Raw genomic sequence first — 16,808 nt, forward strand, 5'->3', positions numbered from 1 at the left:
CCCCGAGAAACCGGGTCGCCCCGAGAAACCGTCAGCCGGCGAACGCGACCACGGGCATCCCGTGCACCCCGGGCCGCACGGCGAAGAGAGATCCGGCCTCCGTGCCGTGATCCGCTCCGAGCCCCTGGGCCGAGGTCGTGATGAAGAGCGTGCCGAGGTCGTCGCCGCCGAACGTGCACGCGCTCACCTGCGGCACGGGCAGTTCGATGCGGGCGATCTGCGAGCCGTCCGCGGCATACCCGTGCACCGCCGATCCGCCCCAGAGTGCGACCCAGACCGATCCGTCGGTCGCCACGGTGAGGCCGTCGGGTGCCCCCTGCTCTTCGGGGATCGTCACGAATCCGCGGCGCCCGCGCAGTTCGCCCTCGACCACGTCGAACAGATCGATCCGCTGCGTGACGGTGTCGACGTAGTACGCGCGCGCCCCGCTCGGAGCGAAGCCCAGCCCGTTCGACACCGTCACGCGCGACAGCACCTCCGTCGTCGACAGATCAGGGCCGATCCGCAGCACGCGCCCCACGGCTCCCGCGTCACCGAGCGCCATCGATCCGGCCAGCAGCCGTCCGCGCGGATCGACCGTTCCGTCGTTGAACCTGGCCTCGCCCAGGTCGAACGTCGCCGCGACGTGCGCCGGGCCGTCGGCGGCATCCGCCAGATGCAACGCCCGCGCGCCGAGCGCCACGAACCCCCCGCCGACCCGTGGACGAACGAACGCCGCATAGGTGTCGTCGAGGTGCAGACGGTGGATGCCGTCCTCGCGCAGCGTCACAAGATCGGCGGCGTCGCCGTCGACCCACCGCACGCCGCCCCACGACGGCGACCAGACCGGCGCCTCGGCGTGCACGCAGATCGGGCCGGTGAGGTTCTCGGCCCTCACGGCTTCTCGTCGGTGCGGTGCAACGGCATCCGCTCGGGTTCGGGGCCGGCCTCCGGGGTGGGCGTCGCCGCCGGGACCGGAGGAACCGGAGGGGCTGCAGGAGCCGCCGGCGCCGTGATCTCGCGCGCGACCTGCTTCTCGAGCACCTGCACGGCGTCGTCCGAGAGCAGGATGAGCCCGTCGAGCTCCTCGCGCACGCGCTTGTAGGCGACATTGCGTTCGGCCTGCGTCGCCGACTCGTCGACCGCGACCTTGAGCAATTGCTGCGCGCGGTCCAGGCGCTTGCGCTCGGCGTCGGTGAAGGTGGAGTCGCGCAGACGCCGGGCATCCTTCTCGGCGATCTCGAACGCGACGGCGTACGCGCCCACGGCGTCAAGATACTCCGACACCTGCTGTTCAGTGACCTTCGCCTCGGCCGAGGCCGGGCGCAGGGCGTCGGCGGTGCGCTTCGCGCGCAGGAACGCGGCGGTCAGCGGCTGACGCCCATCGCTCATGGCGGGGAAGGCGATGAGCTTCGCGACGTCGAGTTCGTAGTCGAGCCAGCGTGCGGTGATCTCGTCGTGCTCGGCGAACAGGCGCGTCAGCAGGTCGTTCGGAACCGGGGATGCCGTCGTGTCGACGACCGTCGCCCCGCGGTTCTTCGACGGGTAGGTCAGGGCCCGCGCCTCGATCTGCGCGGTCTTGAGCTGCGCCTTCATCTTCAGCGTCTCGAGACGACGCTCATGGCGGCGCTTGGCCGAGCGCTCCCACGCCTTCGCGGCACCGCCGGCCATCCCCATGATCGGGAAGATGAGCCACCAGTACGAACCCGCCCACGTAAGGAACTCTTGCATGATGTGCCCAGCCTACTGGCGCGCACCGACGCCCGAGAGGCCCGTCTTCGAGAGGATGGAGGCATGGCAGCGCACCGCATAGGCATCGTCGGCATCGAGAACAGTCACGTCGACGGCATCGTGCGCGCGCTCAACGTCGACGGGGTCGCGAACGCCCGGGTCACGGCGCTCGTCGCGGGAGACGCCGACCGCACTGCTCAGCTCGCGGAGGCCGGGGGAATCGACCGCATCGTTCCGGCATCCGTCGACCTGCTCGGCGAGGTCGATGCGGTGATCGTGACCACTCGCGACGGGGCGACGCATCGCGAGCTTGCGGTGCCGTTCCTCTCTGCGGGGGTGCCGGTCTGGGTCGACAAGCCGCTCGCGCTCTCGGTGGCCGATGCCGACGCGATCCTCGCGGCGGCGGAACCGACGCCCGTCACCTCGTCGTCGACGCTGCGCTGGCTTCCCGACACGGATGCCGTCGCCACCGCGCTCGCGTCGATCGGGGAGCTGCACAGCCTCACCGTCTCCGGACCGGCCGATCCCGACGGACCATACGGCGGCCTCTTCTTCTACGGCATCCACCTCGCCGATCTCGCTCAGCATCTGGTGCCGGGAACACCGGGGCGAGTCGACGTCGAGCGCTCGCCGAAGGGCGTGCGCGCGCGATACGCCGTCGGCGGGGTGGCCGTGACACTGGAGTTCGTCCGACCGATCGGGGAGGTGTCGGTGCCCTTCCATGTCACCGCTGTCGGCAGCCGGGGGAGTGAGAGCCGCGACATCGCGGTCGGCCCCGACTACGTGCGCCCGGGCGTCGAGGCATTCGTGCGGATGCTCGGCACCGGCGTACTGCCGGTGCCGGCTGCTCAGATGAGCGGCGCGATCGCCGTGATGGCGGCGATCGGGCAGGGGTGAGGCCCTGAGACGTCGTCTTCGATGACGGCAAGCGCATGAAATGGGTTTCTCGGTGGATTTCGAACCTAGAATGTGCGCATGGTAGCGCGGGGGAGATATGCCAAGGGCGTGGCGAAGCGGGAGGAGATCCTGCAGGTCGCGCTCGATGTGGTGGCCGAGGTCGGCTACCGCAAGGCGTCGAACCGCGAGATCGCCGCACGGGTCGGTCTGACCCAGCCCGGTCTCATGCACTACTTCGGCTCGCGGGAAGAGCTGTACATCGAGGTGCTGCGCGCCCGTGACAATCGCGACATCGGCGAGTACATGGAGCCGGACCCGACGTTCCAGGGTTTCCTCGACGTCATCGCGCACAACGTGTCGGTTCCGGGACTCGTGCGTCTGTTCGTCGAGTTCTCCGCCGAGGCGACGATGGTCGGTCACCCGGCGCACGAGTACTTCATCGAACGCTACGCGTGGGCGCGCGGGGTGCTCACCGGAGTGATCGAGCGCGCGCAGGAGTCCGGCGAACTCGGCCCCACCCTCGACGCGGGCATCGCCGTCGACATCATCCTCGCGACCTCCGACGGCCTCCAGGTGCAGTGGCTCCTCGACCCCGAGGTCGACATGGTCGAGCGCCTCTCGCGCCTGTGGGACGGCATCCGCCTGGCCTCCCGCCGCGACTGACCCCGCCCGGAACTGACGCTCTCATCCGGTTCCTGAGCGAGCGGAGCGAGACGAAGGGCCCACCCCACGTCACCCTCCGTTCACGCAGCGTTCCTTTGCGAGTACGGCGGTCTCGTAATTCCCGGTCACCTTCAGGAGTTGGAATACCGAAGGTCTCGGAATTCGAGCCGCTCCCTCCCGAAAGGTCATCATGCGTCGTCTCACCCTGCCCGCCGTCGGCCTCCTCGGCATCGCCGCTCTCGCCCTCACCGGCTGCCAGAGCCCCACCGCCGAAGCGGCCCCCGCCGACCCGAACGCGCCCATCACCATCGCCACGCTTCCCGTCGGCGAGGACCCCACCGCCGTCAACCCCATCGAGGTCTTCGCCGAACTGTTCGAAGAGGCCACCGGCCGCGAGGTCGAGGTCATCGACGTGCCCGACTACCTCAGCGTCGTCGAGGCGATCCGTGCCGACCACGTCGACATCGGCATCATGAGCGGCTTCCCCTCCGCGCTCGCGGTGAACACCGGCGAGGTCGACGCCCTGGTCGCGTTCGAGGGCGATGGCAAGCCGGTCTCGACCTGCGTCGTGCTGAACGACTCCCCCATCCAGAAGGTCGAGGACTTCGCCGGCAAGACCGTCGCGTTCGCCGACCAGGCCTCCAGCTCGGGTTACTTCATGCCGGTGTTCATGCTGCACGAGGCGGGTCTCGAGCAGGGCACCGACTACGAGGCGATCTTCGCCGGCGGCCACGAGGGCAGCTTCGCCGCGCTGCAGCAGGGCCAGGTCGACGGGGCGTGCACCGCCAACATGCTCACCGAGCTCGGCGCACCCATGTTCCCCTTCGCCGACGGCGAGTGGCGCGGCGTCGGCGAGAGCCCGGCGATGGACATCCAGGGCGCGGTGCTCGGTCGCCAGTCTCTCGATGACGAGACCCGCGCGCTGATCCAGAAGGGCATCGCCGCGGTCTTCGCGCCCGAGAACGCCGAGCAGCTCGGTGCATACGGCGCCTTCGCCGCCGCTCCCCAGCAGGTCGACCCCTCGGGTGAGGACTTCGCTTCGTTCGCCGAGATCGCGGCGGTGGCCGGCGTGGAACTCGAGGACCTGAAGTGACGACGGTTCGAGTCCAGGGGATGGATGCCGCGGCATCCGCCCCCGCGGGCGCGCCCGCGCCCACGACCGCCGAGGTGCGGCAGTCGCTTCCTCTGGTGACCGTGCGCGACCTGCGTGTCGCCTACGACGACACCACGGTTCTCGACGGCGTCGACCTCGATCTCTTCCCGGGCGAGATGGTGGCGCTGCTGGGCGCATCCGGATCCGGCAAGTCCACGCTCATGCGCAGCCTCACCGGCTTCGCGCCGATCGCCGGGGGCTCGGTGCGGGTCGCGGGTCATGACGTCACGAACCTGCGACGCGGACAGTTGCGGATGCTGCGCTCCGACGTCGGCCAGGTCTTCCAGCAGTTCAACCTGATCCCCCGCCTGAGCGTGCTCACCAACGTGCTCACGGGCGCCCTTCACGGCGCCGGTCCGCTCAATCTGATCGGGGGATTCACCGCCGCGCATCGACGTCGGGCCCTCGAACTGCTCGACCGCGTGGGCATCGCGCACAAGGCATCCGCCCCTGCCCGCTCGCTCTCGGGCGGTCAGCAGCAGCGCGTGGCGATCGCCCGCGCGCTGATGCAGCAGCCGAAGGTGATCCTGGCCGATGAGCCGGTCGCGTCGCTCGACCCGAAGCTCGCCGACAGCGTGCTCGAACTCCTGCGCGAGATCGCGACCGACGACGGCATCCCGGTGCTGGTGAGCCTGCACGTGCTGCCGCTCGCGCTCGCGCACAGCGACCGCATCATCGGCCTGCGCCACGGCGAGGTTCTGGTGGCGGGTGCAACGTCGCGGTTGGATGCCGCCGCGCTCGCGCCCCTGTACGACGACGAGGAGCACGGCGATGACGACCACCGCTGACCCCCGCAAGACCGCCCGGCCCGGCAAGCCCACGAGCTCGGGGAAGCCCGCGAAGCCCGTTCTCGACGAGGCCGAACGGCGACGCCTGGAGAGCGCGTTCCGCGTGCCGCGCGCCCGATTCCTCATCGGGCTGCCGATCGCCCTGCTCATCCTGATCTGGTCGTTCAACGGCGCCCAGTTCAACTTCGTCAAACTCGGCGAGGGCACGGTCAACATGGGCGAGTTCCTCGGGCGGCTCTTCCCGCCGGACTTCTCGAAGATCGGCACGATCCTCGCCCTGCTGCTCGAGACGTTCCAGATGGCGGTCGTCGGAACCGTGCTCGGCGCGGTGCTCGCGCTGTTCGCGGCCGTCTGCGCCGCGAGCAACATCGCCCCGAAGTGGCTCTACTATCCGGCGCGCTGGGTGATGAACATCATCCGTTCGGTGCCCGATCTGGTGTTCGCGCTCATGTTCGTCTCGGCGGTGGGCCTCGGCCCGTTCGCCGGAATCCTGGCGATGACGCTCGGGTCGATCGGATCGATCGGCAAGATCTTCGCCGAGGCGATGGAGCAGGTCGATCGCGGACCCGTCGTCGCGATGGAGGCCGTCGGCGCATCGAAGCGTCAGATCATCCAATACGGCATCCTGCCGCAGGCCGCCCCGTTGCTCACCTCGTACACCCTGCTGCTGTTCGAGGGGAACGTGCGCGGCGCGACCATCCTCGGACTCGTCGGCGCTGGCGGTATCGGCCTCGAGTTGACCACCGCGATGCGCATGTACGACTACGGGCACCTCAGCGCCATCATCATCTGCATCATCGTGCTCGTCACGCTGATCGACCAGGGCAGCGCCCTCATCCGAAGGAGAATCACATGACCCTCATCGACGCCCCGCTGATCACGCTCAGCGCCCCCGTCAACCTGCGTGACCTCGGCGGCATCGCCGTCGACGGGGGAGTGCTGCGCGAGCGTCTCGCGATCCGCACCGACGACCTCGCCCTCGTGACCGAGGAGGTGGCCGACGAGTTGGTCGCCGCAGGACTCACGGCGATCATCGACCTGCGCTCGAACGCCGAGGTCGGGATCAGCGGCCGCGGCCCGCTGGGTACCCGGGCGGTGGCGTACCACCACATCGCACTGATGGCGGATGTCGGGGAGTCGATGCGTGAGCAGCCGATGTTCACGCACGAGTCGATGGGCGCCTCGTACGTCGCGATGGTCGACACCGCGGCTCCGCAGCTCGTCACGGCCCTGAACGTGATCGCGTACTCGCCCGGAACCACGGCGTTCCACTGCGCCGCCGGTCGGGATCGCACGGGCGTGCTCGCCGCGATGCTGCTGCTGGTGCTCGGGGCATCCGACGACGACATCGTGATCGACTACGCGCTGACGGATGCCAACATGCCGGCAATCATGCAGCGCACGAGCGGCGTGATGGGACCGCTGTGGGCGAAGCTCGGCTTCGACGAGGAGCGGATGCGTTCGGCTCTGCCCGCGGGCGAGATGGCGGTGTCGATGCGCATCCTGCTTGCGACGCTGCGGGAGCGCCACGGCGACCCGATCGCGCCGCTGCGCGCGGCCGGGCTGTCGGACGACACGATCGCGCGCCTGCGCGCGCGGGCGCTCGACGCGTGACGTCGGTCGTTCAGGCGGATGCCGGGGTCGCGGCTCTGCCGTCGGCTGCCGGGGTCGGGGCTCTGCCGTCGGATGCCGGGGTCGCGCGTCGTCGCGGCCCCGGGCGTCCGCGCGACGAGGACATCGACGGGCAGATCGTCGCCGCGACGCTCGGGATCATCGATGCGGGCGAGGAGGTCACTGTCGCCCGCGTCGTGCAGCGCAGCGGGGTCAGTCGCGCCGCGCTCTACCGCCGCTGGCCATCGCTGACGACACTGATCGCGACGGCGCTCGACGTCGGCCGGGAGGTGCCACCGGAATACCCCGAGGGTGCCGATCTGCACGAGATCCTGCTCTCGGGTCTGGGCCTCGGTGCCGACGGTGTGGCGCCCTCCGCGCCCGGGTACTCCGAGGAGCGGTTCCGGCAACGCATCCGTCTGGTGATGGCCGACCGTGCGCTGCAGAAGGCGTACTGGGAGTCGCACGTCTCGCGCCGACGCGTACCGATGGAGAACGCGCTGCGGGCGGGCATGGCCCGGGGCGAGCTGCGCGCCGACCTCGACATCGCCGCGTGCTTCGATGCGATCGCCGGCGCGGCGTACTACCAACTGGTCGTGCGCGGCGACCGGGTCACCGACCCCGCCGTCGTCGCCCGTCTCCGCGCCGCGATCGAGGTGATCTGGCGCGGCATGGTCGCCTGAGCCGAACGGGGGCCCTGAGCCTGTCGAAGGGTCCCCCCACGCACAACTTCGGAGTTTCGGTGAGACACGCCGCGCCGCGGCATCCGTCCCTCGGCGTGTCGTCTCGAAGCTCCGAAGTTGTGCAGGGCCGGGGCCCGTCAGCCCCGAGTCAGGTCCTGCGCGAGCATCACGATGATGCCGCTCGGCCCGCGCACGTAGGCGAGGCGGTAGATGTCCTGGTAGTTCGCGACCCCGCGCAGGGGGTGGCAGCCGTGGCGCGCGGCGATCGCGAGCGACGCGTCGATGTCGTCGACCGAGAACGCGACGCGGTGCATTCCGATCTCGTTCGGCAGGGTCGGCTCGGTCTCGATCGCGTCGGGATGGATGTACTCGAACAGTTCGAGCTGCCCGTGCCCGTCGGGCGTCTGCAGCACCGCGATGCGCGCGTGGTTGCCGTCGAGCCCGACCGCGGTGTCGGCCCACTCGCCGCTGATGGTGTCGCGGCCGACGACCTCCAGGCCGAGATCGGTGAAGAAGGCGATGGTGGCGTCGATGTCGCGCACGGCGATGCCGACGTTCTCGAGTCTGATGGGCATGCACGGAATGCTAGCCCCGTGTGCGCGCGTTGTCAGCGGCCCAGCTTCTCGGCGCAGGCGACGCAGTGCTCGGCGAACGGCCGCACCTCCAGTCGGGCAGCCGGGATCGGGTTGCCGCAGTTCAGGCACACGCCGTAGGTACCGGCATCCATCCGGGCGAGCGCGTCGTCGACCTGCTGCAATTCGGATGCCGCGGCCTCCGCGAGCCCGGTCAGACGCGACCACTCCGACGACAGCGTCACACCCTCGGGGTCGTGTTCGTCGTCGTCGTTCGAGCCTTCGCGGTCGTGGGTGAGGTCGGTGAGGATCGCCGCGGTCGCCCGGACCCGGGCATCCGCCTGTCGGCGCATCGCCGTAAGCAGCGCGCGCAGCCGACCGTCGTCCTCCTCCATGCGGCCACCCTACTGCGCGAGTGTCTCGGGTGGGGCGCTTCGACAGGCTCAGCGACCCAGTGGCACAGGCTCAGCGACCCAGAACTGGGTCCCTGAGCCTGTCGAAGGGCCCGCCCCGCAGGAACTAGCCCTGCCGGCGCTTGCGCTCGGCGCGGGTCAGCGGCTCGGGGGTGTCGATCGTCGGGATGCTGTCGGTGTGCACGGCGGGGTGGTCGCGCTCGAGTGCCGCACCCTCCATGTCGACGTTCGGCAGCAGACGGTCGAGCCAGCGCGGCAGCCACCACGCCGACTTTCCGAGCAGGTGCATGAGCGCGGGCATGAGCAACATCCGCACCACGAACGCGTCGAGCAGCACGCCGAAGGCGAGGCCGAATCCGATCGAGCGGATGATCGTCGACTCCGAGAAGATGAACCCGCCGAACACCGACACCATGATGAGCGCCGCGGCGATCACGACCGAGCGCCCGGCACGGAAGCCCTGTGCCACGGCATCCCGCGCCGATGCTCCGTGCACGTACGCCTCGCGCATGCCGGAGGCGAGGAACAGTTGGTAGTCCATCGCGAGCCCGAACAGGATGCCGACGAGGATCACCGGCAGGAAGCTGAGGATGGGCCCGGTGCTGTGGAGCCCGATGATCTCGGCACCCCAGCCGAACTGGAACACCGACACGATCAGCCCGTACGTCGCGAAGAGCGAGAGCACGAAGCCTCCGGTCGCGATGATCGGCACGAGCAGCGAACGGAACACCACGATCATGATCAGCAGCGAGAGCCCGACGACGACCACGAGGTACAGCGGCAGCACGCCGGCGAGGGCCTCGGAGATGTCGATGTTGACGGCCGCCTGACCGGCGACGCCGAGCGTGATACCGCCGTCGAGCTGCGGTAGGGAGCGGATGCTCTGCACGAGCTGTTCGGTGGAGGTGCTGTTGGGGCCCTCCTCCGGCAGCACCTGGAAGGCGATGAGGGTGTTGTCGTCGGAGGTCGCGACGGGAGCGACGGCGACCACGTCGTCCTGATCGGCGAGCTTCTGCGCGACCTCGACCTGCGTGGCGAGGAGGTCGTCGTCGCTGACCGCGTCGTCGAGGGTGGCGGTCACGAGCAGCGGACCGTTCGCGCCCTCGCCGAACTGCTCGTTGACGGCGTGGAAGGCGCGATAGCTGGTGGAGTCGCTCGGCTCGCTGCCGCCGTCGGGCAGGCCGAGGCGCATCGACATCGAGGGGATGGCGATGATCAGCAGACCCACGATGCTGACGAGCACGGTGACGACGGCGCGCAGGGTCGACATCTGCTTCACGGGCTTGCCGGTGGCGTGCGGCTGGCCGATCGTCGCGCGGGCCTTCTTGCCGAGCAGACGGTTGCCGATGAGACCGAGGATCGCCGGGGCGAGGGTGATCGCGACGAGCACCGCGACCCCGACGCACACGGCGCCGACGGTGCCCATGAGGCCGAGGAACGGCACACCGGTCACGTTGAGGGCGAGCAGCGCGACGATCACGGTCGCGCCGGCGAAGACCACCGCGGTTCCGGATGTTCCGGTCGCGAGCCCGATCGACTCGCGCACGGGGGAGCCGGCGAGCAGCTGCTTGCGGTGGCGGTTGACGATGAAGAGCGAGTAGTCGATGCCGACCGCGAGGCCCAGCATCACGCCGAGGACGGGGGTGACGGATGCCATGTCGACGACGCCCGAGAAGGCGAGCGACGACGTCACACCGACACCCACGCCGACGATCGCGGTGATGATGGGGAGCACGGCGCCGAGCAGCGAGCCGAGCATGACGATGAGCACGACGGCCGCGAAGGCGAGACCGATCGCCTCGCCGATGCCGAAGATCTCGGGCACGCCCTGCGCGATGTCGGTGCCGAAGTCGACCGTGGTGCCTTCGACCGCAGTCTCTTCGAAGTGCGCGATCGTGCCCTGCTTGACCTCTTCGGAGAGTTCGAGGCGCGGGTCGGTGAACGAGACGTTGACGATGGCGGTGGAGCCGTCGTCCGACACGACGCCGATGCCGTTCGTGAGGTCGAGGAGGGTCGTGCCGAGGTCGAGCTGCTCTTCGTTGGCGTCGAGCTCGTCGCGGTTGAGGTTCAGGGTCTGCTGCTGGCCCTCGAGCTCTGCGAGCTGGGCCGTGAGTGCGGCCTTCTGCGCATCGAGCACGGCGATCTGCTGCTCCGGGGCGCCGGCCGCCTGGGCCTGTGCGATCCCGGCGTCGATCTGCGCGATGCCGTCTTCGAGCTGGGTGCGGCCGCTGTCGAGCTGGGCCTGACCGGCATCCAACTGGGTGCGGCCATCCGCGATCTGCGCCGCGCCGTCGGTGAGCTCCTGCTCCTGGTCGGCCTGCTGCTGCTGGGCGTCGAAGGGGTCGACCACGGCGGCGACACCGTCGAGGTCTTCGGCGCTCGCGGCGAGTTCGCTGATCGCGGCCTTCTGCTCATCGGTGAAGGGCTCGCCGTTCTCGGTCTGATAGACCACGGTTCCCGTGCCGCCGGCGGTGTCGGGCAGCTTGTCGGCGAGCTCGTCGATGACCTCGCCCGAGGCGGTACCCGGGATGTCGAAGCTGTTGCTCAGCGTGCCGCCGAGCGTGAGGAACGCGCCGACGCCGAGACCGAGGATGATGACCCACGAGATGATCACCGTCCACGCCTTGCGCGCAGCGAAAGAACCCAGACGGAACAGCAGTGAGGCCAAGACGATCTCCTTCAGACCTTCAGAGCATACGGTACGTCTCGTCTAGGGTTCTGTGGTTATCCTGAACGTGTGGTGAACGAGCATCGGAGTGGACCCGTGCGCAGCACGGCTGCCCGCGAGGCGATCCTCGACGCCACCGCCCGCCTCTTCCACGGTCAGGGCTACGACCGCCTCACGATCGAGGGCATCGCGAAAGAAGCCGGGGTCGGCAAGCAGACGATCTACCGGTGGTGGCCGTCGCGGGGAGCGTTGATCGGCGAATGCCTCGCCGAGGGGCGCCTCATCCCCGTCGACTTCGTGGTTCCCGACACGGGCGACCTCGCCGCCGACGTGGAAGCCTGGCTTCGCAGTGTGCTGTCGATCCTCGATGCGCCGGAGGGCGGGGTGCTGCTGCGCTCGTTGGTCGCGGCGGCGACCGAGGATGCCGGAGTCGGCAAGCACCTCGGCGAGAGCCTTGGCGTCGAGGAGCATCTCGGCTCGCGGCTGCGCGCAGGCATCCGCGCGGGACAGTTGCCCGAGGGCGCACCCGTGCAGGAGCTCGGTCGCGCCATCCTCGGCGCGATCATCGTCGAGTCGCTCGGCCGCGAAGAGCGCGACCCCGAGTCGATCGTGCGGTTGACGCGGTTCTTGTTCTCGCGCTGAGGGGTGGGGCGGGGTGGGCCCTTAGTCTCGCTGCGCTCGCTCAGGAACCGGTCCCTGAGCGAGGAGCGCAGCGACGAGACGAAGGGCGCTCAGTCCACCGCCTCAGCGCGATCCGCCGGGGCGACCGCCCGCCGCACTAGTCCTCGCGCGAGCATCAGCACGACGATCAGCAGCGTCACGAGGAAGAACCCGCCGAGCTGCACCGCGTCACCGAAGACCAGCGCGACGACCTCGAGCACGAGGAACTTGCTGCCCGGCATCACCAGCAGCAGCACGACCACACCGATGGCCCGGGCGCCCCAGCCGCGGTTGGAGCGGACGCGTGCGATCGCCTTCGTCTTCACCCACACCACGACCTCGAGGATCGCCTTCAACAGCACCGCGGTGAGGAGCGACAGTAGGAACGACTCCGAGATCACCGCCGGGAACAGCTGACTGAACGTCTGCAGCACGACGAGATACGCGAGCACATCGACGAGGTCGAGCGGGCGCAGGCGCATAGTCGGATTCTAGAGTCGGGCCCTTCGTCACTTCGTCTCGCTGCGCTCGCTCAGCACGGCGCTCGCTTCGCTCGCTCAGGAACCGAAGAAACCCGGTTCCTGAGCGAGGAGCCCTTCGTCTCGCTACGCTCGCTCAGGAACCACGTAGCGACGAGACGAAGGGCCGAGAAAGACGGATGCCTCAGCCGAACAGCAGTGTCAGCACCGTCGCGCCGCCACCGCCGAGGATGAGCGCCACGATGACGACCCACGACACGATGCGGATGCGCCGGTTGCGGCGCTCGCCGAGGTCGCCGTAGTCCTCGCTGAGCCCGTCGTTCGCGGGCGTCTGCCGTGCGGGCTCGTTCGGCTCGCGCCGGTTGAGGTCGCTCATCACGACACCTGTTCGGTGACGGTCGGGCCGAAGTGCGACGGCAGCGTGGCGGCCGAGCGCTCGCGCAGTTCGGCGGCCGAGACGGTGAAGACGTCCTGCACCTCGAGCTGCGGTTCGCTGTCGGTCACGCCGATGCGCATGACAGGGTAGCCGCGTCCCTCGCAGAGGCCGCGGAACTTCACGTCGTCCTCGCGGGGCACGGTCACGATGACGCGACCGGTCGACTCGGAGAACAGAGCGGATGCCGCATCCACACCGTCGCGGTCGATGATCTCGGTGAGCCACACGCGGGCACCGACGCCGAAGCGCATGACGCCCTCGGCGAGGGCCTGGCCAAGGCCACCTTCCGACACGTCGTGCGCCGAGGAGATCAGCCACTCGTCACGCGCGGCGGCGAGCAGGCCCGCGAGGCGCTTCTCGCCCGCGAGGTCGACCTTCGGGGGCAGTCCGCCGAGGTGGTCGTGCACGACGTCGGCCCAGGCCGAACCCGAGAGCTCGGTCGAGGTCGTGCCAAGCAGGTAGATGTTCTGGCCCTCGTCCTGCCATCCCGAGGGGATGCGGCGCGAGACGTCGTCGATGATGCCGAGCACGCCCACGAGCGGGGTGGGGTGGATCGGCACGTCGCCGGTCTGGTTGTAGAACGAGACGTTGCCGCCGGTGACCGGGGTGCCCAGTTCGAAGCATCCGTCGGCGAGGCCGTCGACCGTCTGACCGAACTGCCACATGACCTCGGGGTTCTCGGGAGAGCCGAAGTTGAGGCAGTCGGTGATCGCGGTGGGCACGGCGCCGGTGACGGCGACGTTGCGGTACGCCTCGGCCAGTGCGAGCTGCGCACCCGCGTAGGGGTCGAGCTGGCAGTAGCGGCCGTTGGCGTCGGTCGAGATCGAGAAGCCGAGGCCCGACTCCTCGTCGACGCGGATCATGCCGGCGTCGTCGGGGAAGCTCAGGGCCGTGTTGCCGAGCACGTAGTAGTCGTACTGGTTGGTGATCCACGACGTGTCGGCGAGGTTCGGCGAGCCGACGAGCGCGAGGAACTGCTCGCGCAGCACCTCGGCGTCGGAGGAACGAGGCAGCAGCTCGGCGGCATCCGCCTGCAGTGCGTCGATCCACGTCGGGTAGGCGACCGGGCGGTCGTAGACCGGGCCGTCGACCGCGACCGTCGAGGGGTCGACGTCGACGATGCGCTCGCCCTGCCAGTCGATGACGAGGCGTCCGTCGCCGGTGACCTCGCCGAGTACGGAGGTCTCGACCTCCCACTTGTTCACCACGGCCATGAACGCGTCGAGCTTCTCGGGTGCGACGATCGCCATCATGCGCTCCTGCGACTCCGACATGAGGATCTCTTCGGCGGTCAGCGAGGGGTCGCGCAGCAGCACGTTGTCGAGCGACACCTTCATGCCGCTGTTGCCGTTGGCGGCGAGCTCGCTCGTCGCGCACGAGATGCCCGCGGCGCCGAGGTCCTGAATGGCCTCGACGAGCTCGTCGCGGTAGAGCTCGAGGCAGCACTCGATGAGCACCTTCTCGGCGAAGGGGTCGCCGACCTGCACCGCGGGGCGCTTGGTCGGGCCGCCGTCTGCGAACGTGTCGGAGGCGAGGATGCTCGCGCCGCCGATGCCGTCGCCACCCGTGCGGGCGCCGAACAGCACGACCTTGTTGCCGACGCCGGTCGCGTTGGCGAGCTTGAGGTCCTCATGACGGAGGACGCCCACCGCGAGCGCGTTGACGAGGGGGTTGGCCTGGTAGACGGAGTCGAAGACCGTCTCGCCGCCGATGTTCGGCAGGCCCAGGCAGTTGCCGTAGAAGCTGATGCCGCTGGTCACGCCGTGCACGACGCGGGCGGTGTCGGGGTGGTCGATCGCACCGAAGCGCAGGGCGTCCATGACCGCGACCGGGCGCGCGCCCATCGAGATGATGTCGCGCACGATGCCGCCGACGCCGGTCGCCGCACCCTGGAAGGGCTCGATGAACGACGGGTGGTTGTGCGACTCAGCCTTGAAGGTGACGGCCCAGCCCTCGCCGACGTCGATGACGCCCGCGTTCTGGCCCATGCCCACCATGAGGCGTTCCTTCATCTCGTCGGAGACCTTCTGGCCGAAGCGGCGCAGGTAGTTCTTGCTGCTCTTGTACGAGCAGTGCTCCGACCACATGACCGAGTACATCGCCAGCTCACCCGAGGTGGGGCGGCGTCCGAGGATCTCGCGGATCTTCGCGTACTCGTCGTCCTTGAGTCCGAGCGCCGCGTACGGCTGCTCCTTCTCGGGCGTCGCGATCGCGTTCGAGACGGAGTCGGGGACGTGCTTGCGGGCGGGTGCAGGGGCGGTGGTCACGCACACTCCAAGGGAAGGGGCCGGCGGGGCGGTTCCATTCTACGTGCGCCGCGCCGGGCGGTCGGCCCCGCTGGGATCAGCGGACGGATGCCGCGGCCAGGCGGGCCGACAGGGTGGCGGATGCCTCGGCCAGGGGTGCCGGACCCTCGATCGTGAAGGGGGCGTCGAAGCGGGCGACCGAGGCGAGGAGACCGGTCCACGACCAGGAGCCGAGGGTGACGCGGCAGCGCCCGTCGGGGAGCTCGTCGAGGTCGGCGTCGTCGATATACGGCGTGATCTTGCGGGCGGGGAGGTCGATCACGACGGTGCCGATGCAGGGCCAGCGGTCGGCGGCATCCGATCCCTTCGAACGGGCGGCGAGGAAGGTGCGGGCATCGACACCTCCGGGGAGCGGGCGCGGGGTGAACGCCGGGCCGGTCGGGATGCGCGGGTGCAGGCGGTCGAGGCGGAAGATGCGCCAGTCGTCACGGTCGAGATCCCAGGCGACGAGGTACCAACGGCCCTGGCGCGACACGACGTCATGCGGCTCGACGCGGCGGCGCGGGGCATCCGATTCGGTCGCTCCATAGTCGAAGCGCAGCACGTGCCGGTCGCGCACGGCGGCGCTGACCGCTTCGAGCGTTGACGGATCGACGCGGTCGGCCGCCGTCGAACCCTGGAACCGGATGCCGTCGATCCGGTGCCGCAGACGAGACGGCATCACCTGGCGCACCGTCGCGAGCGCGCGCTCGGCGCCCTCGTCGATGTCGATCCCGCTCGCCGGCATGCTCTGCAGAGCAACCGCCACGGCGACGGCCTGCTCGTCGTCGAAGAGGAGAGGTGGGAGCTCCGACCCGGCGGCGAGCCGGTATCCGCCATCGGGGCCCTTGATCGCGCCGATCCGGTATCCGAGTTCGCGGAGGCGGTCGACGTCGCGGCGCACCGTGCGCGGGCTCACCTCGAGTCGCTCGGCGAGCACGGCGCCGGGCCAATCGCGCTGCGTCTGCAGAAGGGAGAGGAGCGCGAGCATCCGTGACGAGCTTCCGGTCATGTCTTCATTGTGCGTCGAATAGCGGACCGAAACTGACCTCTTCTGTCGAGATGCTGTTCTGTGTCGGGCAACGGCTCGGCACGAATCTCTCTGGAGGAATCATGACCGTCACCACCACGACCCACCTCAACTTCGCCGGCACCGCACGCGCGGCGCTCGAGTTCTACGCCGAGGTCTTCGGTGGCACCGTCACGGTCGCGACCTACGGGGACTTCGGCATGCCTGCCGATGCCCCGGGCGCCGACAAGGTCGTCTTCGGGCAGATCGCCGGGGGTGCGATCGCGCTGATGGCGTATGACATCCCGGGGGCGACCGAGGCCCCGGCCGGCGTCACCCGCCGCGAGAACGGCGTCACCATCACAGACCGTCCGTTCTTCCAGTCGCTGCGGGCCTCGTCGCTCGACGAGCTCACCGGATACTGGGAGGCACTCGCCGGGGGTGCTGTGATCGTCGAGCCGCTCGCCGCCTCGGCATGGTCGGCCGGATTCGGCATGCTCACCGACCGGTTCGGGGTGACCTGGGTGCTCGACGTGGCGTGAGGGCGGGGTGGGCGTACCCAACCCAGGAAGAACGTGCAATTACGGCCTGAATCCGGAGTTTCCGGGCCGGATCGGTGGGCTTTTCCTGAGTTGGGTACGCGGTGCGGGCCGGGGTGGCGTGCATAACTCCGGGGATTCGACGTTGAGGGGTCCGGAGCCGGCCGATTCGCGCCGTGTGTGCGTGATTCTCCGGAGTTATGAACGGCCGCGGACGGGTTCGGCCCGGCGGGTGGCACCAA

18 protein-coding genes are annotated in these 16,808 nt (G+C 69.5%); 9 read left to right on the forward strand and 9 right to left on the reverse strand.

Features of this window, described 5'->3' with window-relative positions; genetic code table 11:
- Positions 1-31 precede the first annotated feature (31 nt).
- Together ACFY9N_RS00655 and ACFY9N_RS00660 are read right to left on the reverse strand one after the other, a co-directional pair.
- Positions 32-877, reverse strand: coding sequence for an SMP-30/gluconolactonase/LRE family protein (locus tag ACFY9N_RS00655; protein ID WP_391476231.1), 846 nt, complete (start codon positions 875-877; stop codon positions 32-34).
- Positions 874-1,710: a hypothetical protein gene (locus ACFY9N_RS00660; RefSeq protein ID WP_391476233.1), complete on the reverse strand. Its 837-nt coding sequence runs from the start codon at positions 1,708-1,710 to the stop codon at positions 874-876. The genes ACFY9N_RS00655 and ACFY9N_RS00660 overlap by 4 nt, the downstream gene beginning before the upstream one ends.
- A 63-nt stretch (positions 1,711-1,773) precedes the next feature.
- Between ACFY9N_RS00660 and ACFY9N_RS00665 the strand changes: the two genes are divergently transcribed.
- From ACFY9N_RS00665 to ACFY9N_RS00695, 7 genes are all read left to right on the forward strand, one after another.
- On the forward strand, positions 1,774-2,607 hold the full coding sequence (locus ACFY9N_RS00665) for a Gfo/Idh/MocA family oxidoreductase (protein ID WP_391476234.1): 834 nt from the start codon (positions 1,774-1,776) through the stop codon (positions 2,605-2,607).
- Between the two features lie 78 nt (positions 2,608-2,685).
- Positions 2,686-3,270 carry a TetR/AcrR family transcriptional regulator gene (locus tag ACFY9N_RS00670; protein ID WP_391476235.1) on the forward strand — a complete coding sequence of 195 codons (585 nt, stop codon included), beginning with the start codon at positions 2,686-2,688 and terminating at the stop codon, positions 3,268-3,270.
- 190 nt (positions 3,271-3,460) lie between these two features.
- On the forward strand, positions 3,461-4,363 hold the full coding sequence (gene phnD, locus ACFY9N_RS00675; protein WP_391476237.1) for a phosphate/phosphite/phosphonate ABC transporter substrate-binding protein: 903 nt from the start codon (positions 3,461-3,463) through the stop codon (positions 4,361-4,363).
- Positions 4,360-5,211, forward strand: coding sequence for a phosphonate ABC transporter ATP-binding protein (gene phnC, locus ACFY9N_RS00680; protein WP_391476238.1), 852 nt, complete (start codon positions 4,360-4,362; stop codon positions 5,209-5,211). Before phnD ends, phnC begins: the two co-directional genes overlap by 4 nt.
- On the forward strand, positions 5,195-6,067 hold the full coding sequence (phnE, locus tag ACFY9N_RS00685) for a phosphonate ABC transporter, permease protein PhnE (RefSeq protein WP_391476240.1): 873 nt from the start codon (positions 5,195-5,197) through the stop codon (positions 6,065-6,067). Before phnC ends, phnE begins: the two co-directional genes overlap by 17 nt.
- The gene (locus ACFY9N_RS00690; RefSeq protein WP_391476241.1) at positions 6,064-6,825 is read left to right on the forward strand and encodes a tyrosine-protein phosphatase; all 762 of its coding nucleotides are present in this window, start codon (positions 6,064-6,066) and stop codon (positions 6,823-6,825) included. Before phnE ends, ACFY9N_RS00690 begins: the two co-directional genes overlap by 4 nt.
- Positions 6,822-7,505 carry a TetR/AcrR family transcriptional regulator C-terminal ligand-binding domain-containing protein gene (locus ACFY9N_RS00695; protein ID WP_391476243.1) on the forward strand — a complete coding sequence of 228 codons (684 nt, stop codon included), beginning with the start codon at positions 6,822-6,824 and terminating at the stop codon, positions 7,503-7,505. The genes ACFY9N_RS00690 and ACFY9N_RS00695 overlap by 4 nt, the downstream gene beginning before the upstream one ends.
- 137 nt (positions 7,506-7,642) lie before the next feature.
- Here the strand turns inward: ACFY9N_RS00695 and ACFY9N_RS00700 are convergent, their stop codons facing one another.
- From ACFY9N_RS00700 to ACFY9N_RS00710, 3 genes are all read right to left on the reverse strand, one after another.
- A complete protein-coding gene (locus ACFY9N_RS00700) occupies positions 7,643-8,080 on the reverse strand; it encodes a VOC family protein (protein ID WP_391476244.1) in 438 nt (145 codons plus the stop codon).
- Positions 8,081-8,112: 32 nt separating this feature from the next.
- The gene (locus tag ACFY9N_RS00705) at positions 8,113-8,472 is read right to left on the reverse strand and encodes a TraR/DksA family transcriptional regulator (protein WP_391476246.1); all 360 of its coding nucleotides are present in this window, start codon (positions 8,470-8,472) and stop codon (positions 8,113-8,115) included.
- A 124-nt stretch (positions 8,473-8,596) separates the two neighbouring features.
- Complete coding sequence (locus ACFY9N_RS00710; RefSeq protein ID WP_391476247.1) at positions 8,597-11,158, reverse strand: MMPL family transporter; 2,562 nt, start codon at positions 11,156-11,158, stop codon at positions 8,597-8,599.
- A 96-nt stretch (positions 11,159-11,254) separates the two neighbouring features.
- Here ACFY9N_RS00710 and ACFY9N_RS00715 point away from each other — a divergent pair, with 96 nt between their 5' ends.
- Positions 11,255-11,800, forward strand: a complete 546-nt coding sequence (locus ACFY9N_RS00715) for a TetR/AcrR family transcriptional regulator (protein ID WP_391476248.1) — start codon at positions 11,255-11,257, stop codon at positions 11,798-11,800.
- 89 nt (positions 11,801-11,889) lie between these two features.
- Here the strand turns inward: ACFY9N_RS00715 and ACFY9N_RS00720 are convergent, their stop codons facing one another.
- From ACFY9N_RS00720 to ACFY9N_RS00735, 4 genes are all read right to left on the reverse strand, one after another.
- Positions 11,890-12,300, reverse strand: a complete 411-nt coding sequence (locus ACFY9N_RS00720; protein ID WP_391476249.1) for a hypothetical protein — start codon at positions 12,298-12,300, stop codon at positions 11,890-11,892.
- Positions 12,301-12,481: 181 nt separating this feature from the next.
- A complete protein-coding gene (locus ACFY9N_RS00725; protein ID WP_391476252.1) occupies positions 12,482-12,673 on the reverse strand; it encodes a hypothetical protein in 192 nt (63 codons plus the stop codon).
- A complete protein-coding gene (gene purL / locus ACFY9N_RS00730; protein ID WP_391476254.1) occupies positions 12,673-15,000 on the reverse strand; it encodes a phosphoribosylformylglycinamidine synthase subunit PurL in 2,328 nt (775 codons plus the stop codon). Before purL ends, ACFY9N_RS00725 begins: the two co-directional genes overlap by 1 nt.
- A gap of 76 nt (positions 15,001-15,076) precedes the next feature.
- The gene (locus ACFY9N_RS00735; RefSeq protein ID WP_391476255.1) at positions 15,077-16,030 is read right to left on the reverse strand and encodes a helix-turn-helix transcriptional regulator; all 954 of its coding nucleotides are present in this window, start codon (positions 16,028-16,030) and stop codon (positions 15,077-15,079) included.
- Positions 16,031-16,131: 101 nt separating this feature from the next.
- On the opposite strand from ACFY9N_RS00735, the gene ACFY9N_RS00740 reads away from it, so the two are divergent.
- The gene (locus tag ACFY9N_RS00740; RefSeq protein WP_391476256.1) at positions 16,132-16,569 is read left to right on the forward strand and encodes a VOC family protein; all 438 of its coding nucleotides are present in this window, start codon (positions 16,132-16,134) and stop codon (positions 16,567-16,569) included.
- Positions 16,570-16,808 lie beyond the last annotated feature (239 nt).

Origin of the sequence: Microbacterium sp. NPDC008134, assembly GCF_042957055.1 — a bacterium.
In the GTDB taxonomy this organism is placed as follows: Bacteria; Actinomycetota; Actinomycetes; order Actinomycetales; family Microbacteriaceae; genus Microbacterium.

What these genes read in the sequence shown, in the direction of transcription:
- ACFY9N_RS00735 (WP_391476255.1), bottom strand. Translation starts at nt 16,030, where the DNA reads ATGACCGGAAGCTCGTCACGGATGCTCGCGCTCCTCTCCCTTCTGCAG.
- ACFY9N_RS00670 (WP_391476235.1), top strand. Translation starts at nt 2,686, where the DNA reads ATGGTAGCGCGGGGGAGATATGCCAAGGGCGTGGCGAAGCGGGAGGAG.
- ACFY9N_RS00690 (WP_391476241.1), top strand. Translation starts at nt 6,064, where the DNA reads ATGACCCTCATCGACGCCCCGCTGATCACGCTCAGCGCCCCCGTCAAC.
- ACFY9N_RS00660 (WP_391476233.1), bottom strand. Translation starts at nt 1,710, where the DNA reads ATGCAAGAGTTCCTTACGTGGGCGGGTTCGTACTGGTGGCTCATCTTC.
- ACFY9N_RS00700 (WP_391476244.1), bottom strand. Translation starts at nt 8,080, where the DNA reads ATGCCCATCAGACTCGAGAACGTCGGCATCGCCGTGCGCGACATCGAC.
- phnD (WP_391476237.1), top strand. Translation starts at nt 3,461, where the DNA reads ATGCGTCGTCTCACCCTGCCCGCCGTCGGCCTCCTCGGCATCGCCGCT.
- ACFY9N_RS00665 (WP_391476234.1), top strand. Translation starts at nt 1,774, where the DNA reads ATGGCAGCGCACCGCATAGGCATCGTCGGCATCGAGAACAGTCACGTC.
- ACFY9N_RS00705 (WP_391476246.1), bottom strand. Translation starts at nt 8,472, where the DNA reads ATGGAGGAGGACGACGGTCGGCTGCGCGCGCTGCTTACGGCGATGCGC.
- ACFY9N_RS00725 (WP_391476252.1), bottom strand. Translation starts at nt 12,673, where the DNA reads ATGAGCGACCTCAACCGGCGCGAGCCGAACGAGCCCGCACGGCAGACG.
- phnE (WP_391476240.1), top strand. Translation starts at nt 5,195, where the DNA reads ATGACGACCACCGCTGACCCCCGCAAGACCGCCCGGCCCGGCAAGCCC.
- ACFY9N_RS00720 (WP_391476249.1), bottom strand. Translation starts at nt 12,300, where the DNA reads ATGCGCCTGCGCCCGCTCGACCTCGTCGATGTGCTCGCGTATCTCGTC.
- ACFY9N_RS00740 (WP_391476256.1), top strand. Translation starts at nt 16,132, where the DNA reads ATGACCGTCACCACCACGACCCACCTCAACTTCGCCGGCACCGCACGC.